The 15,654-nt window shown below is 62.2% G+C and carries 15 protein-coding genes; 3 read left to right on the top strand and 12 right to left on the bottom strand.

Translation table 11 applies throughout. The annotated features are described in order from the left end of the window. Positions 1-19: 19 nt before the first annotated feature. The 9 genes from EHW12_RS06660 to dnaK all read right to left on the bottom strand — a co-directional run bounded on the left by EHW12_RS06660 (position 20) and on the right by dnaK (position 10,348). Entirely contained in the window at positions 20-1,195 is a 1,176-nt protein-coding gene (locus EHW12_RS06660) for an NADH:flavin oxidoreductase (protein ID WP_042452220.1), read from the bottom strand. Between the two features lie 132 nt (positions 1,196-1,327). Beyond that, complete coding sequence (locus EHW12_RS06655) at positions 1,328-2,047, bottom strand: ABC transporter ATP-binding protein (RefSeq protein WP_003944438.1); 720 nt, start codon at positions 2,045-2,047, stop codon at positions 1,328-1,330. After that, complete coding sequence (locus tag EHW12_RS06650; protein WP_003944379.1) at positions 2,047-3,897, bottom strand: branched-chain amino acid ABC transporter ATP-binding protein/permease; 1,851 nt, start codon at positions 3,895-3,897, stop codon at positions 2,047-2,049. Before EHW12_RS06650 ends, EHW12_RS06655 begins: the two co-directional genes overlap by 1 nt. A 1-nt stretch (position 3,898) precedes the next feature. Further along, the gene (locus tag EHW12_RS06645) at positions 3,899-4,756 is read right to left on the bottom strand and encodes a branched-chain amino acid ABC transporter permease (protein WP_007726703.1); all 858 of its coding nucleotides are present in this window, start codon (positions 4,754-4,756) and stop codon (positions 3,899-3,901) included. Beyond that, positions 4,753-5,967 (bottom strand): ABC transporter substrate-binding protein, encoded by a 1,215-nt coding sequence (locus tag EHW12_RS06640; RefSeq protein ID WP_007726702.1) that lies wholly within the window; start codon positions 5,965-5,967, stop codon positions 4,753-4,755. Before EHW12_RS06640 ends, EHW12_RS06645 begins: the two co-directional genes overlap by 4 nt. Before the next feature lie 332 nt (positions 5,968-6,299). Beyond that, positions 6,300-6,707, bottom strand: coding sequence for a helix-turn-helix domain-containing protein (locus EHW12_RS06635; protein WP_020906601.1), 408 nt, complete (start codon positions 6,705-6,707; stop codon positions 6,300-6,302). Further along, on the bottom strand, positions 6,707-7,879 hold the full coding sequence (gene dnaJ / locus EHW12_RS06630) for a molecular chaperone DnaJ (protein WP_003944329.1): 1,173 nt from the start codon (positions 7,877-7,879) through the stop codon (positions 6,707-6,709). The genes EHW12_RS06635 and dnaJ overlap by 1 nt, the downstream gene beginning before the upstream one ends. Positions 7,880-7,901: 22 nt before the next feature. Further along, positions 7,902-8,498, bottom strand: a complete 597-nt coding sequence (gene grpE / locus EHW12_RS06625; protein ID WP_003944430.1) for a nucleotide exchange factor GrpE — start codon at positions 8,496-8,498, stop codon at positions 7,902-7,904. Then, a complete protein-coding gene (gene dnaK, locus EHW12_RS06620) occupies positions 8,495-10,348 on the bottom strand; it encodes a molecular chaperone DnaK (RefSeq protein WP_003944365.1) in 1,854 nt (617 codons plus the stop codon). Before dnaK ends, grpE begins: the two co-directional genes overlap by 4 nt. A gap of 262 nt (positions 10,349-10,610) precedes the next feature. On the opposite strand from dnaK, the gene EHW12_RS06615 reads away from it, so the two are divergent. Both EHW12_RS06615 and EHW12_RS06610 read left to right on the top strand, forming a co-directional pair. Continuing rightward, complete coding sequence (locus EHW12_RS06615; RefSeq protein WP_241199119.1) at positions 10,611-11,186, top strand: hypothetical protein; 576 nt, start codon at positions 10,611-10,613, stop codon at positions 11,184-11,186. Next, positions 11,183-12,187, top strand: a complete 1,005-nt coding sequence (locus EHW12_RS06610; RefSeq protein WP_125050433.1) for a TIGR03617 family F420-dependent LLM class oxidoreductase — start codon at positions 11,183-11,185, stop codon at positions 12,185-12,187. The genes EHW12_RS06615 and EHW12_RS06610 overlap by 4 nt, the downstream gene beginning before the upstream one ends. Positions 12,188-12,220: 33 nt before the next feature. Here the strand turns inward: EHW12_RS06610 and EHW12_RS06605 are convergent, their stop codons facing one another. Then, positions 12,221-13,138, bottom strand: a complete 918-nt coding sequence (locus EHW12_RS06605; RefSeq protein WP_125050432.1) for a hypothetical protein — start codon at positions 13,136-13,138, stop codon at positions 12,221-12,223. Positions 13,139-13,141: 3 nt separating this feature from the next. On the opposite strand from EHW12_RS06605, the gene EHW12_RS35805 reads away from it, so the two are divergent. After that, the gene (locus tag EHW12_RS35805; protein WP_277426206.1) at positions 13,142-13,276 is read left to right on the top strand and encodes a hypothetical protein; all 135 of its coding nucleotides are present in this window, start codon (positions 13,142-13,144) and stop codon (positions 13,274-13,276) included. Between the two features lie 47 nt (positions 13,277-13,323). On the opposite strand, the gene EHW12_RS06600 is transcribed toward EHW12_RS35805, so the two are convergent. Both EHW12_RS06600 and EHW12_RS06595 read right to left on the bottom strand, forming a co-directional pair. Next, on the bottom strand, positions 13,324-13,968 hold the full coding sequence (locus EHW12_RS06600) for an NAD(P)H-dependent oxidoreductase (RefSeq protein WP_007726694.1): 645 nt from the start codon (positions 13,966-13,968) through the stop codon (positions 13,324-13,326). A 23-nt stretch (positions 13,969-13,991) separates the two neighbouring features. Beyond that, a complete protein-coding gene (locus EHW12_RS06595) occupies positions 13,992-15,575 on the bottom strand; it encodes an MFS transporter (RefSeq protein ID WP_007726692.1) in 1,584 nt (527 codons plus the stop codon). Between the last annotated feature and the right edge of the window lie 79 nt (positions 15,576-15,654).

Raw genomic sequence — 15,654 nt, 5'->3', positions numbered from 1 at the left:
GTGGTGTGCGCTGACCAGCTCAGACGCGTTCGACCAACACGCAGCGGGCGCCACTGAAGATCGTGGGCATGCACTTGTTGCAGTGGATGCACAGTGATTGGGTATCGGATTCGGCCGCGATCCGATTGATCAGATCCGGTTCTCTGAGCAGCGCCCGTGCCATGGCGACGAACTCGAACCCTTCCGCCATTGCGGTATCCATGCCCGCTTTGTCCGTGACACCCCCGAGCAGCACGAGCGGCAACTTCACCGCAGCACGAATCTGCCGAGCCTCTTCCAGCATGAACAACGGCTTGTACGGATAGGTATGCAACATGCTCTTCCCCACCAACTGCACACCGAGTCGAACAGGTTGCGGCATCGCGGCGGCGAACTCGCGGATCGGCGCATCGCCCTTGAACAGGTACATCGGGTTGAGCAGTGAACTGCCCATCGTCAACTCGAGCGCGTCGACGCTTCCGGATGCTTCGAGCCACTGCGCCACCTGGATTGCTTCGTCCACCCAGAATCCGCCTGGCACACCGTCGTCCATGTTCAGCTTGGCCAAGATCGCGATCTTGTCACCGACGGCATCGCGCACACTGCGTGCAGTTTCGAGTACGACGCGAGCCCGGTTCTCCAGCGATCCGCCGTAGGAGTCCTTACGACGGTTGAGTTTCGGGCTCAGGAACGAGCTCGCGAAATAGTTGTGACCGAAGTGGATCTCGACGGCGTCGAATCCTGCCTCGACGGCAAGTCGCGCAGCGCTCCCGTGCGCCGCCGCAATTCTGGTGATGTCCGCTGTCGTGGCAGTGCGAATCATCCTCATGCTCAACGGATTGAACGAACTCGACGGTGCCAGCGCGGGCAGTCCGGTCGACTTCTGATTCGCCACGGGACCGGCATGGCCGAGCTGCGCCGACGCAGCAGCACCTTCGGCGTGAATGGCATCGGTGAGCCGCCGAAGCCCGGGGAGGGCATCGGGCCGCATCCAGAGCTGGCCGTATTCGGTGCGCCCTTCCGGTGCGACGGCGCAATACGCGACGGTGGACATCCCGACTCCGCCGGCGGCTGGGCGACGATGGAACTCGATCAGCTCGTCGGTGACCAGGGCGTCGGGAGTTTTGCCTTCGAATGTCGCGGACTTGATGATTCGATTTCGAAGGGTCACCGGGCCGAGCTTCGCCGGGGCGAGCACGTCGGGAGCAGTGGTCATCGAGTTTGCCTCTCGCGGGAGTTGTTTGCAGGACGGTAGATCGATGGCCCCGAGCCGGCTAGGGCCCGTGCCACGGAGCGGGAAACGGCTTCAGCCCGGCCGAGGTGGCCGGGCTGAAGCCGTCATTGCCGTTCAGACGCGTCCGAAATACGCATCCTTGAGCACTGCCAGGTCGTCGATGTCCTTGGCGTCGGCGTCGAGAACCACCTTGCCGATGTCGAGGACCGTCACATGATCGGCGACGCTCATCGCGGCCTCGACTGCCTGCTCGACCAGTAGAACAGCCAGGCCGGTTTCCTTGAGTTGTTGGACGCGGTCCATCACCTCACCGACGATCACGGGAGCGAGACCGCCCGAAGGTTCGTCGAGAAGGAGCAACCTAGGCTGCGCCATCAGCGCTGCGCCGATCGCGAGCATCTGCTGCTGACCGCCCGACATGGAACCGGCGGGAAGCGAACGCTTCTCCCCCAGGATCGGGAACATCTCGTACATCGATTCGACGGATTCCATAAGCTCGCCGCGCTTTGCCTTGCGGGTGTACCCGCCCAGCAGGAGGTTCTGCTCGACGGTCTGCTTGTGGAAGACCCGCTTGCCCTCCTGCACGTACGCCATCCCCTGTCGTACCCGTTTGTGCGCGGGGACTCCGGTGATGTCGGCACCGTCCATCTCGACGGTTCCGGAGGCCACCTTGTTGAGGCCGGACAGGGCACGGAGCGTGCTCGTCTTGCCTGCGCCGTTGCGTCCGAGCAGGGCGGTCACCTGACCGGGATAGACGTCGAACGAGACATCCCAGACGACGCGCAGATCGCCGTACCCGGTCTGCAAGTTTCGGACCTTCAGAATCGGTTCCATCACTTCACCTCACTGGTCTGATGGTCTACCGCGCCGATTTCTTCGAGAAGTGCTTCTTCGTCACCGGACTTGACTCCGAGGTACTCGCTCAACACGCGTGGGTGATGTTCGATGGTTGCCGCATCGCCGGTGGCGATCACCTGCCCTTGCGCCAGCACGACTATCTCGTCGGCCAGCGAGAGGACGAGGCGGAAGTTGTGCTCCACCAACACCACTGTCGCCCCGGCATCTCGCAGTACCCGGATCAGATCTGCCAGGCGTTCGAGTTCGTCCTCGTCGAGTCCGGATGCCACCTCGTCGAAGAGGACGACCCTCGGTTCGGCGATGACGGCGCGAGCAACCTCGAGCATGCGACGCATCCCCAGGGGCAGCGACGTCGCGATCTCGTTGCGCAAGTGCGACATCCCCACGAGTTCGAGGACACGCTCGGCCTCGACGATGTCGGCCTTCGCGATCCTGCGGAAGCTGGGCAGGCGAAGCACAGCCGACGCCATCGACGCTCGGTGCACCGAATAACGTCCGGATGCAACAGCTTCCAGAACCGTGATGTTTTCCGGAATCGTCGGAGTTTGGAACGTGCGCGCCACACCCACGCGCGCCACCTTGTGCGGCGACGACTGCGAGACCACCGTGTCACCGATCGTGATCACGCCCGCATCTGCGGTGTAGAAGCCGCAGATCATGTTGAGCATGGTCGTCTTACCCGAACCGTTGGGCCCGATCAACGCGGTGACCTTACCGGCCTCTGCGGTCAGGGTTGCCGCATTGAGCGCCTGGTTGCCACCGAACGCTTTGGAGACTCCGTCGACCACCAACCGTGCTCCGTTGATCGGCGCCAGTTCCGGTGTCCCACCGCTGTTTTCCTTTGCGGTGACTACGCCCAGGCCGGCCTTGCGATCGAGTTTCGAGACGATCGCTCGCCCGACCTTGGTCAAACCCCCGGAGAGAAGCACACCGCCGATGATCAGGAAGCCGCCGTAGAAGATCAGCGAATACTCCTGGAACGCCGTCGACTGGTTGGGACCGAGCTGCATGATCGCGGCACCGACCACGGCGCCGTACACACTTGCCGCACCGCCGAGGATCGACGCCGCCAGAACTGCTGTGGCAAAGGTGAACCCGAAGGCTTCCGGCGAGATGAACAGGTCGGTGTTGGCGAACAGCGCACCCGCCAGACCGGCGGGGAACGCACCGATGGCATAACCGAGCAGCTTCATCCGGAACACCGATACACCCTGCGACGACGCCAGAACCGGCGACTGCTTGAGCGTGCGGAACGCGATGCCGTGCCGCGAGACCACCAGGTTACGCATCACCGCGAACCAGAGCACGGTCACGACGACGACCACCATGTAGTACTGCTGGGTGTCGAGTTCGGAACCGAAGAACGTCGGCGGCTCCATACCGGTGAGGCCGTTTCGGCCGCCGGTCTTGCCACCGAAGATCGCCAGTACGTCAGGTACCAGCAGAACCAGGAAGAACGACGTCATCGCCAGGGACCAGTTGCCCAGGCGCAGACCGGGAACACCGGTCAGGATTCCGACCGCCAGTGCCACTGCTCCGGAGGCAGCAAGCTGAAGCAGAATGTCGGTGTGACCTGCCTGGGACATCAGACCCGCGGTGTAGGCACCGGCCGCGTACATCGCTGCCTGGCCGAGTGCCAGTTCACCGGCAAAGCCGAGGCTCAAGTTCAGGCCACTGACCACAAGTGCCAGGATGCAGGCCAATTGAATCTGACGTGATGTCGACAGGTCGAGTCCCATCACGGGCAGCAGCAGGATCACCACGGCCAGGACGAGTGGGATGATCCAGCTCGGTAGGGAACGGAAAGTCCGCCACGCACTTACCATCTCACACCACCCGTTCTCGGACATTGCCGAACAGTCCAGCCGGTTTGACCATCAAGATGACGATCAGCACCGTGAAGACGGCGATATTGCTGTACTGACTTCCCGCCCACAGGGCGGTGAACGATTCCACCAGGCCGACGGTCAGACCGCCGATCAAAGCGCCAGGCAGAGAGCCGAACCCGCCGATCGCCAACGCCACGAATCCCTTGAGGGCCAACGCTGCACCCAACGTCGCAACTGCAAACGTCTTGGGGCCGACGAAGAGTCCGAGGACACCGGCCAAGGCACCCGAGAAGGCAAACGCTCCCAGTGCCAACCGTCGTACGTTGACTCCTCGCAGCATCGCCGCTTCACGATCCTCGGAGATGCCGATCAGAGCCAGACCCGTCATCGTTTTCTTCGAGACGTAACTCAACCCGACGACCAGTGCGATCGCCGCAACCAGCAGAGCGATCTCGACCGGGTAGGTACGGCCGCCGAGCAGGGTGATCGGTTCGTTCGATCCGAAGAACGGAACCGTGAGAGGTTCACTACCCCAGATCAATTGAGTGGCGCCGTTGAGCAGAGTTGCGACACCCAACGTCGTGACCAACTGGTTCTGGTGATCGGCCACCGGTCTGATCGCGACGATCTCCTCGACCGAGGCGAGGAGCATCACGGTCACGGTAGCCATGACGGCCACCACGAGAACGGGGAGTTTCAGGGTCACCAGACCCGTGTAGGCGACAAAGGTGCCCACCATCATCAGCTGAGCTTGAGCGAAGTTGAATGTGTTGGAGGAAACGAAAACGATGTTGTACCCGATGGCAACCAGCACGTAAACCGCGCCGAGCGCCAATCCGGACCACAGAATGGTCATGACGCAGCCGGGTTTCCGAACTGACCGTTGAGGATCTTCGTCGGGCTGATGAACTTCAGCTCGCTGGTGTCCGGGTTCGGGCCGTGGTTGTCGGAGCTGAAGTTGTAGCGCGAGAGGAATGCGGTCTTGGCATTCTCCTGGACCTCAGTGGTTTCCAGTGCTTCGGCGAGCTTCTTCGGATCGGTCGAACTGCCGACCTTCTCCGCTGCCGCCGCGACGAGGGGGAATGCGTCGTAGTTGTCTGCGAGGATCAGCGTCGACGGGATGGAGCCCAGCGAAGCCATCGTGTCCACCATCGTGTTGACGAGTGCGTTGTTCGGATCGAACACCGTGCTGCTGAACACCTGCGTCACCAGGTTCTTCACCTGCGGGGTGCCGAGCACACCGGCCGGCGGATCATTCGCGATCAGGTTGGTGGCAGACACCGAGGTGTTTCCGACCAGCGGCACGTCCCAGCCGAGTCGCTCGAGGCTTTGCAACACGTATCCGAGAGGAGCGCCGTACGCATCCAAGGCGATTGCCGCGGCACCCGAATTCTTGAGCGACTGCAACTGCGCCGTCATGTCCAAAGCGGCGGCGTCGTACTCCTCGTTACCGGCGGCCTTCAGACCTGCGGATTGCAAAGCACTGGTCATTTCTTCGCCGAACAGCTCACCGTAAGCGGTGCTGCCGTGCAAGACTCCGACGCTGCTGTAACCCTTGGACTTCGCGTACTCGGAAATTCCGCGAGCGGTATCGGTCGCACCCGGAGCCAGATCGAAGTTGAGCGGGAACTTCGAGGGGTCCGTCGAATCGGGCGAGGGAGCCATGCTCATCGAGAGAATGTTGTTCTGCTTGAGGATCGGCAGAACCGCAGCCGCGATCGACGACGGACCCGAGTTCAGGTAGAGGTCAGGCTTGTTCCCCGAATTGATGGCTTCGCGCAGCTTGGTGACGGCGATGGTTGCGTCACCCGCGTCGTCCACCGTAGTGAGCTCGATCTGACGGCCACCGATCCCCCCGGCTTCGTTCTGGACCTGAACGCCCGCCTTGGTGGCGAGCAGCGAGGTCTGCGAATTAGCCGCGAGGACTCCCTGTGCACTGATCCCGCCGGTCAGCAGCACACGGTAGGGCGAGTCCGCACCTCCGTCGGACTCCGAAGAACCACTGCACCCTGCAAGAGCCAGAGCCGTCACGGCAACTGCCGCAACAAGAATGGGCCGACGATTCATGTCTGCACTCCTAGAACACATGTATGCACCGAACGTCAGGCGAATACCTGACGAAAGAATGATCGGCCGGTGGACGTGCCTGATTTCGAGCACCAGCCAACCAAGCACCCGCTTGATGATCTAGCAAGCAGTTGCTTGGGATGGAGCATAGAATGTGATCTGGATAACGTCAAACGCTGAAAAGTGGAGTCATGGAAGCGGACGCTATGCACATTGAGGCGGCGTCGACAGATCTCTTCCCGCTGGGTGGAAACGCCGAAACGGCTCCACGCCCTGGCGGATTCGACGAAATGAATCCGACAGGGCGTGGAGCCGTTTGTGTAAAGGTCCGACTATCGCTGGTTGCGGGGCTTCCAGACCACCAACGCGTTGTTGCGCGGAATCGGCACGAGATCCCGGCGATAGCCCGCATGGACTTTCGCGATCTCCTCGGCCAATTCGCGGACGCGATGCTGCAGAGCCTCGACCTGGTTGGTCAGTTCGATGATTCGTTTGATTCCGGCAAGGTTGACTCCCTCGTCCTGCGAAAGCCGTTGTACTTCACGAAGAAGCGCAACATCGCGCGGGGAGTAGCGTCGTCCGCCACCGGTGGTTCGATGCGGGGTGACCAACCCGAGTCGGTCGTAGTTACGCAAAGTCTGCGCGTGCATTCCGGCCAACTCGGCTGCCACCGAGATCACGAAGATCTGAGCGTCAGGATCGACCGTCGCATCCCATTGATTCTGCGGTCGCTCTGTCATCATGCACCGGCCCACCCGGCCCGTGGATCGAACCCGCTCGCCTTCTCGGCTTCGAGATAGGTTTTCAGCGCTTCGATCGCCGGGTCGTCCAACTTCTGCGGAACGGATACCTTGACCGTGACCAGAAGGTCACCGGCACCGTCCGGCCGCTTGGGGATACCGCGTCCGCGAACTCGCAGAATGCGTCCGTCCACCGTTCCAGCCGGAACCTTCACTCCGACACGGCCTTCCAAAGTCGGCACGGACAGTGTCGTTCCCAGCACCAGCTCGCCGTAGCTCACCGGAACCGTCAGTGTCAGGTCGTCGCCGTTGCGTCCGAAGACACTGTCCGGCTTGACGCGGATGTTGACGAACAGGTCGCCGGCCGGAGCGCCGCGGAGTCCCGCTTCGCCCTTGCCCTTGAGTCTGATCTTCTGACCGTCGCTCACACCGGCAGGCACGCGAACCGTGATGGTCCGTGTGCGATTGGTGACTCCGCTACCGTGGCAGTCTTCACACGGCGAGTCGATGATCGAGCCGGTTCCCCGGCAATCGTCACACGGCTCACTGAATCCGAAGGCGCCCTGGTTCCGGCTGACCACGCCGGTTCCGTTGCAATGTGGGCACACTCGCGGGCTGGTGCCTGGCTTTGCGCCGCTGCCGTGACACGTGGTGCACGACGTAGGGCTGGTCAGACGAAGAGGGACGGTGACACCGAGCGCTGCTTCACGAAAGGCGAGCGTCGTCTCGGTCTCGAGATCCTTGCCTCGACGCGGGCGGTTGGGCGCAGCTGTTCGCTGGCCCGCTCCCCCGCGGTTGAACAATCCGCCGAAGATGTCTCCGAGACCCGAGTCCTGCCCACCGGCCCCGCCGCCGAACAGGTCGTTGATGTCGAAACCACCAGCGCCGGGGTTGAATCCGCCGCCGCCCTGCGCGCGGGGGCCGAAGCCGCCGCTGGCAAAGAGGCGCCGAGCCTCGTCGTACTCCTTGCGCTTGTCCGGATCAGACAGAACGGCATGAGCTTCACTGACGGACTTGAAACGCTCTTCGGCCTTCGCATCGTCAGGGTTGGCGTCGGGATGAAGATCCCGAGCCAGCTTGCGATACGCCTTCTTGATTTCGTCGGCCGTCGCGGTGGACGAGACGCCCAGCTCCTTGTAGAAGTCCTTCTCGATCCACTCCCGTTGACTCACTGGGCGTCTCCTCCTCTCACTCTTACTTCGCTTCTTGTTCTGAACCGTCTGCAGGCTTGTCGCCTACCCGGTCCGTCACGGCCACCATTGCGGTCCGAAGGACCCGGTCGCCGAGCTTGTATCCCTTGCGCATGACCGTCCCGAGTACCGGGTCGTGGCCTTCGCCTTCATGTTGCACCGCTTCGTGGAGTGCGGGATCGAAATCGTCACCCTCGCTACCGAAGTCGGTCAAACCCAAACCCGTCAGGGTCGTGTTGAGTTTGTCTGCGAGTGCACGCAGTGGACCCGATTCGAGGTCACCGTGTGCCCGAGCGCGATCCAGGTCGTCGAGAATTCCGATGAGCTCGGTGATGACCGAAGCCCGCGCGGTTTCCTTGATGACCTGCTTGTCACGCTCGACGCGACGACGGTAGTTGGTGAACTCCGCCTGAAGTCGCTGCAGATCCGCAGTCCGTTCGGCGAGCTGATCGGTGGCGGATGCTTCCTCCACGATCGACTCTGCTTCCTGAACTACCCCTGTGTCTTCCGAGTCGAGCGGCGGCAGGGATTCCCCCGCCGCCTCTCCCTGTGCACCGGTCTCGGGGTCGACCGGGTTGTTCTCGGGGTTGTCCGAGGTCACTTCTTGTCCGAGTCGGTGGGCTCGTCGACAACCTCGGCGTCGACGACGTCGTCGTCATTGCCTGCGCCGTCGGTGTTTCCGGCCTCGTTTGCAGCGGAAGCCTCGTAGATGGCCTGGCCCAGAGCCTGCGACTCGGTGCCCAGCTTCTCCACTGCGGTCTTCACTGCAGCGATGTCGGTGCCTGCCAGGGCGTCGTTGACGTCCTTGACCGCTGCCTCAACCTTGGTCAGGATCTCCTCGGAGACCTTGCCCGCGTTCTCACCTTCACGCTGCTCCTTGACGAACTTCTCCGTCTGGTGGACCAGCGACTCGGCCTGGTTGCGAACCTCTGCCTCTTCGCGACGGGCCTTGTCTTCCTCGGCGTGAGCCTCGGCGTCCTTGACCATGCGCTCGATCTCTTCCTTGGACAGACCGGAGCCGTCCTGGATCTTGATCGTGTTTTCCTTGCCGGTGCCCTTGTCCTTCGCCGTCACGTGCACGATGCCGTTGGCGTCGATGTCGAAGGTGACCTCGATCTGCGGAACGCCACGCGGGGCGGGCGGCAGATCGGTGAGCTCGAAGGAGCCGAGCAGCTTGTTGTGCGAAGCGATTTCGCGCTCACCCTGGAAGACCTGGATCTGCACCGAAGGCTGGTTGTCGTCAGCGGTGGTGAAGGTCTCGGAACGCTTCGTGGGGATCGTGGTGTTGCGCTCGATGAGCTTGGTCATCACGCCACCCTTGGTTTCGATGCCGAGGGAAAGCGGCGTGACGTCGAGGAGCAGAACGTCCTTGACCTCACCCTTGAGCACACCGGCCTGGAGTGCGGCGCCGACGGCGACGACCTCGTCCGGGTTGACGCCCTTGTTGGGCTCACGGCCACCGGTCAGTTCACGAACCAGATCGGAGACGGCCGGCATACGGGTGGAGCCACCGACGAGCACGACATGGTCGATGTCCTTGACGGCGATTCCGCTGTCCTTGATCACTGCCTGGAACGGCGCACGAGTGCGATCGAGCAGGTCCGAGGTGATCTTCTGGAACTCGCTGCGGGTGAGCTGCTCGTCCAGGAAGAGCGGGTTCTTGTCCGCGTCGACCGTGATGTACGGGAGGTTGATGGAGGTGCTCTGCGAGCTGGAGAGCTCGATCTTCGCCTTCTCCGCAGCCTCACGCAGACGCTGCAGGGCCATCTTGTCCTTGGTCAGATCGATGCCGTTCTGAGCCTTGAACTTGTCGACCAGCCAAGCGACGACGCGCTCGTCCCAGTCGTCGCCACCGAGGTGGTTGTCACCGGAGGTTGCGCGAACCTCGACGACACCGTCGCCGATTTCGAGCAGGGAGACGTCGAAGGTGCCGCCACCGAGGTCGAAGACCAGAATGGTCTGCTCGGTGTCACCCTTGTCGAGTCCGTATGCCAGTGCAGCCGCGGTGGGCTCGTTGACGATACGAAGGACGTTGAGGCCGGCGATCTGGCCGGCTTCCTTGGTTGCCTGACGCTGTGCGTCCTCGAAGTACGCGGGGACGGTGATGACGGCGTCGGTGATGTCTTCGCCGAGGTAAGCCTCCGCGTCACGCTTGAGCTTCATGAGCGTGCGGGCGCTGATTTCCTGCGGCGTGTACTTCTTGCCGTCGATTTCCACGTTCCAGTCAGTGCCGATGTGGCGCTTGACGGAGCGGAGGGTGCGGTCGACGTTCGTGACTGCCTGGTTCTTCGCGGGCTGACCGACGAGAACCTCGCCGTTCTTGGCAAATGCGACCACCGAGGGGGTGGTACGTGAGCCTTCGGCGTTGGCGACCACTACGGGCTCGCCGCCCTCCAGCACTGCAACTACCGAGTTGGTCGTACCGAGATCGATACCGACTGCACGAGCCATAGTGTTCCTACCTTTCGTTCTGCGGTTCTCTGCCCGAGTGGTTGATCTCGAACATGACCGCGAGTTTTTCGCTTGGTGAGCGTCCTCCGCTCAAGTTTGCCTCCGACCGTGGCCGGGAGTCAACTTGAAGTTGAGCCGAGGGCGCTCAAGCTTGTCGAAATGGTCAACTACAGCCCACGTAGATTTGTTCCCGCCTTCCCCGAAAAGCCGGAAAAGTGCGCCACATCACTTCCGTATCTCTCCGAATGGCTAGGATCGGCCGGTGACCGATCCCGACAATTCTCCCGCGCGACCTCCTCGCCCGTCACCTCCACGCCCGGCACCCGAGCGACCCGACGTCTCGGTTCGGCCGCTCCGACCTGCAGCGAGCGACGAGACACCCAAAGCCGTGACATTGTCTACCTCTGCCTGGATCGGCTCGTTCGTCGTCCTGGCCGGAATCGCCGGAGTGGTAGTCACCAGCCTCGACGACGTCCGGTCGGCTCTCGAAGAATCGACTGCGCGCGACAATCCCGGATACTCGTCCACCGACATCTCCGATGCCGTGACCGTCGTACTCGCGGGCAGCGGCGGCGGCGCTCTCGTCCTGGTCCTGCTCGCACTCATGAGCCTTCAACTCCTCCGCGCACGCAAGAACGCCGGGCGGGTGATGACGGCGATCGTGGGAGTCGTGAGCATCGCGGCCGGACTCGGCTTCATGTCTCTGGTCGACGGCGCAGCAGACATCGGCGACGGAGTTCTGAGATGGGGTCCGATTCTCTACTGCGCCCTGGTCGCGGTGGCGGCGATCGCTCCGTTCGCTCCCGGTGTCAGCACCTGGCTGCGGGGACGCCGATGAAGGTTCACGTACAACTGGACTCCGCGCCGGGCGCGGGCGCTGCTCGTAGCCGTGAACTCGCGGAGACCGGCGCCGGTGGCCTGTTCACGTTCGAGGGACCACACGACGTGTTCTTCCCGCTCGTCGAAGCAGCATCGGCCGTCGACCTCGACCTGATGACCAACGTCGCCATCGCATTCCCCCGCAGTCCCATGCATCTGGCGCATTCGGCCAACGACCTGCAGTTGCTCAGTCGCGGCCACTTTCGACTGGGTCTCGGATCGCAGATCAAACCGCACATCGAAAAACGCTACAGCGCAACGTGGTCGCGTCCGGCGGCCCGCATGAAGGAGACGGTCGCAGCGGTCAAGGCGATCTTCACTGCGTGGGAGAACACCTCGACGCTGAACTTCCGCGGCGAGTTCTTCACCCACACGTTGATGCCTCCGACGTTCGATCCCGGCCCCAACCCCTATGGGCCGCCGCCCATCCTGATGGGTGCGCTCGGACCGGTGATGACCAGGACGGCTGCCGAGGTGGCCGACGGACTACTGGTCATGCCGTTCCACACGCAACGTCATTTCCTCGAACGAACACTTCCGGCCGTCGATGCCGGTCTTCGCGAATCTGGCCGCACCCGAGACGAATTCACGATCATCCCGCAGGTCATCGTCGGCGTCGGCCGCGGCGACGATCAACTTGCCGCGGCCGCCAGAGGCGTCCGAGCCCTGCTCTCGTTCTACGGTTCGACGCCCGCATACCGTCCGGTGCTCGACGTCGAAGGGTGGGGCGAGGTCCAACCGGAACTCAATGCCCTGTCGAAGCGAGGTGGCTACACCGAGATGGCGTCGCTGATCACCGATCCGATGCTGACCACACTCGCCGTCGTCGGCACTCCCGAAGAGTGCGCCACCGAGATTCGGCGGCGGTTCGGCGAACATGCCGACGAAGTGTGCTGCTATTTCCCCGGTTACGACGTAGAACCGTCAGACGTGGCGTCGATGATCTCGGACCTGAGGTAAGTGCGAACTCAGATAAGCAGGCCTACAGGCGAATTACTCGAAATCGAATGATTCCGACAGCCGCTGAAGAGTAAACGGTTGCCGCAGTTTGGCGACCACGTTCTGATTCGCGAACATTCCCTTCTCCCAGACCGCTTGCTCACGGGGCCGAGCATCCAGCCAACGCACACGAACCAGGTATTCGCTCAGTTCCTCGTCCTCTGCGTTCTCGCCCAAGCTATTCGCGCGCACAGGACACTCGAGTAGAGGAATCGACTTTCCTTCTGTATCCACATTGAAATCAGCCACTCTGACGGCTGGTTCTTCGACAACACCGACTCCGACGTATCCCGTCGAGGGTATCTCTGCCCACACGCGCGCGCCTTCAAAAAGCTTGAACATAGCTTTTCGATATTTGTCCCCCTGACCCGCTGACACAAACCCGTATTCCCGCATGTCGTCCCAGTTGCGGTGCCGACCCTCCCCAATCGCCACGAAGAAGTCCACACCGTTCCACGTTGGCTGCTTCTTGTTTCCCGCGCCTGCCTGTGGGAGATCGAGAGCCGGGTCAGACATCCAAGACCGGGCGAGGTATTCGCGATCCTCGTCGAACAAGTACTCAAAAAACAGGACGTTGATCGGGACGCCATAGCCCCGGACATACTCGACGATCTGCTCGGTACTCGAATCAAGACCAGTAGCCACGATCACGAGATGATGATCGTTGTTCACTACTTCAGGCACTTCGGATTCGAACCGATCAATGAATGCCGAAGCAAAATCTTCACCAGGGTGATTCTTCTCAAATAAGTCACTCACGGCTTCGAAGGACAGGTCACGCACCCAGAAACCGTATTCCAGTGCCTGAGCGACGACGTCGCGTGGAGTTCGGTCCTTCTTCAGTTCGATTACGTATAGGTCTCCTTCCGCGTCGATGGCGAGGAGATCGATCCGTTTGGCAAAATCCGTCATCACTTGTGGGCCGATGACCAGCAGATCACCGAGGCCGAGTATCTCGATGCGACTTTCGATGATCTTTTCGAGCCGAGCCTCGGACTCGATTACTCGGGGTGGCACGCGCAGGACATCGGTTCCGTCAACACGCCATAATCCGAATTTTACAGGCATCGCGACAGAGTATCCGGTCGACCGAGAACTCAGGCCCCCAAGGTACGGGCCAGCTCGGTCAACGACTCCCGGGCAGCACGCAGGCTCGCGTCACCCTGCTCGATCAGAGGTGCCATCGCCGGAATACGTTGCGCCAAAGTCAGTTCCGCGGTGATGACGGAGACATCCATTCCCATCGACACCCCGAGCACCTGAACGAGTGGCGGGACGGTGTGATCGTTGGCCTCGTTTCCCGAGCCCGGCGCATAGGTGTTTCCGCGGCTGGAGACGATCACCACCGGCTTACCTGCCAGAGGCTGAGTACGCGTGTCGAAAGGCACCGTAGTCCCCAGGACGTGTACGTAGTCGATCCACGCCTTCAACGTGGACGGGATCGACCAGTTGTACATCGGCGCACCGATCACGACGACGTCTGCAGCGGTAAGTTGCTCGATGACCCGAGCCTGGAGTGCTTCCGCGGCGGGATCCGGAATCTCGCCCTCGACTCGCAAGCGTGGTGCATAGTGCAGGGCCGCGTCCGCGAGGTGCGGCAAGGGATCCCGGTGCAGGTCCAACGTCACCGTCGTGTGATCCGGACTGTTCTTCGACCACTGCTGAGCGAACAGTGCGGTCAGATCACGTGAGGTCGAGTGGTGGAGTTCGGCGGACGAATCGATGTGAAGTAGCTGTGGCATCCCTCATCACTACCAGAGCGCGCTCAACTCTTCTCCGCGGCTAGATCGGATTCCGCCGCGTACTGCGCCAGCAGGACTCGTTCGCGCTCGCGACGCGGATAGAAGAACGTCACCACCGCGGCACCGGCACACACGATGATGATCGCCGCGATGTAGGCGTTTGTATCCCCGTCCAGGAAGGCGTTTTTGGCGGCGGTCATGATTTGGTCCGCGTATTGCGGGTAGCGTTCCGCGAGAACTTCGGCGCTGGAGAAGGATTTGGTGAGCGCGGCCTGAGTTTCGGGAGTCACTTCGGATGCGTTCGGCGAGGACGAGATCGCATTTCCCAACGATTTTGCGTACCCGGCCGTGAGTATTCCGCCGAGAATCGACTGCATGATGGCGCCGCCCAGGTCGCGTTGCAGGTCCGAGGTTCCCGACGCCATACCAGCGCGGTGCACGGGAACGGATCCGGTCAGCGAACGCGATGCCGGTGTGCCGGCCAGACCGACGCCGATGCCGACAAGCGCATAGGCCAGCGCGACCTGCCAATACTGTGTGCTTTCGTTCCACAGGAACAGCGCGACGAACAACCCGAGAACCACGAACAGGTAGCCGGCGAGCAGCGTGACGCGGGCGCCGTACCTTTCGATCATGGTCGCCGAGCGCGGCGCAACGATCACCATCGCCAGCGCAGCCGGAATGATCGCCGCACCGGCTGCCAGCGTCGAGTACCCGAGGACGTTCTGCAGGAACTGCTGGCCGATGAACATCGCGCCCATGAGCGAACCGAACACGACCAACCCACCCACCGCCGCGACCCAGAAGGTCGGGCGCGCAGCTACGTGAAGATCGAACAGCGGATTGGCCGCGCGTCGCTGTTGCAGGAAGAACCCGATACCCGCGACAACTGCTATCGCCCCGAGCACCAGAGCCAACGTGCCCGAACCCTTCACCGGCGCAAAGTTGATGGACAACACCAGAGCCCCGATGAAGACGATCGACACTATGCCGCCGAGGTGATCGACTCGCTCGGTCGTCTCGTTGACGTGAGCGGGAACCAACACCAGGGAACAGATCAGTGCCACAAGGGCCAAGGGAAGGGTGACGAAGAAGACCGAACCCCAGTGAAACTGCTCGAGCAGCGCCCCCGAGACGATCGGACCGAGTGCTGAAATCGCGCCACCGATTGCCGACCACATGGCAATCGCCTTGGTTCGTGCCGGTCCGGCCCACAACGCCGTGATGATTGCCAGCGTGGTCGGGAACGCCAGACCTGCCGAGACGCCTCCGACTATCCGAGCGAGGAACAGCACTTCGAAGTTCCCGGCGAATCCCGCCACGATCGACGCCGGAATGGACAGCGCCATGCCGGTGACCAGCAACATCTTGCGGCCGTATCGGTCTCCCAAGGCCCCCAGGTAGAGCACCGTTCCGGCCAGGCCCAGCGAGTAGCCGACCGCGATCAGGTTCAGTTGCGTCTGACTGGCGTCGAAAGCCCGCCCGATATCGGGCAAAGCGACATTCGCGACCGAGAGATTGAGGTTCGCGACCGCAGCGACCAGGATGAGCGTCCCCAGGACGAGGGTGGCTCGATCCGGTGAAGCGGACTTGATGTCACTCGCCATGCGCGTGCTCCCATCGAGGTGGGACCCGAACCTGGGAGTTATGTCCGGATCATCCCGAACTCAAGATAGAACCCTCGTC

It is taken from the genome of Rhodococcus sp. NJ-530 (assembly GCF_003860625.1).
In the GTDB taxonomy this organism is placed as follows: Bacteria; Actinomycetota; Actinomycetes; order Mycobacteriales; family Mycobacteriaceae; genus Rhodococcus_F; species Rhodococcus_F qingshengii.
The sequence above is the reverse complement of the archived record's forward strand: the minus strand, read 5'-3'. Positions and strand labels throughout refer to the sequence as shown.

Coding starts and splice junctions, on each gene's coding strand:
- EHW12_RS06660 (WP_042452220.1), bottom strand. CDS start 1,195: ATGACCACTGCTCCCGACGTGCTCGCCCCGGCGAAGCTCGGCCCGGTG.
- EHW12_RS06655 (WP_003944438.1), bottom strand. CDS start 2,047: ATGGAACCGATTCTGAAGGTCCGAAACTTGCAGACCGGGTACGGCGAT.
- EHW12_RS06650 (WP_003944379.1), bottom strand. CDS start 3,897: ATGGTAAGTGCGTGGCGGACTTTCCGTTCCCTACCGAGCTGGATCATC.
- EHW12_RS06645 (WP_007726703.1), bottom strand. CDS start 4,756: ATGACCATTCTGTGGTCCGGATTGGCGCTCGGCGCGGTTTACGTGCTG.
- EHW12_RS06640 (WP_007726702.1), bottom strand. CDS start 5,967: ATGAATCGTCGGCCCATTCTTGTTGCGGCAGTTGCCGTGACGGCTCTG.
- EHW12_RS06635 (WP_020906601.1), bottom strand. CDS start 6,707: ATGACAGAGCGACCGCAGAATCAATGGGATGCGACGGTCGATCCTGAC.
- dnaK (WP_003944365.1), bottom strand. CDS start 10,348: ATGGCTCGTGCAGTCGGTATCGATCTCGGTACGACCAACTCGGTAGTT.
- EHW12_RS06610 (WP_125050433.1), top strand. CDS start 11,183: ATGAAGGTTCACGTACAACTGGACTCCGCGCCGGGCGCGGGCGCTGCT.
- EHW12_RS06605 (WP_125050432.1), bottom strand. CDS start 13,138: ATGACGGATTTTGCCAAACGGATCGATCTCCTCGCCATCGACGCGGAA.
- EHW12_RS06600 (WP_007726694.1), bottom strand. CDS start 13,968: ATGCCACAGCTACTTCACATCGATTCGTCCGCCGAACTCCACCACTCG.
- EHW12_RS06595 (WP_007726692.1), bottom strand. CDS start 15,575: ATGGCGAGTGACATCAAGTCCGCTTCACCGGATCGAGCCACCCTCGTC.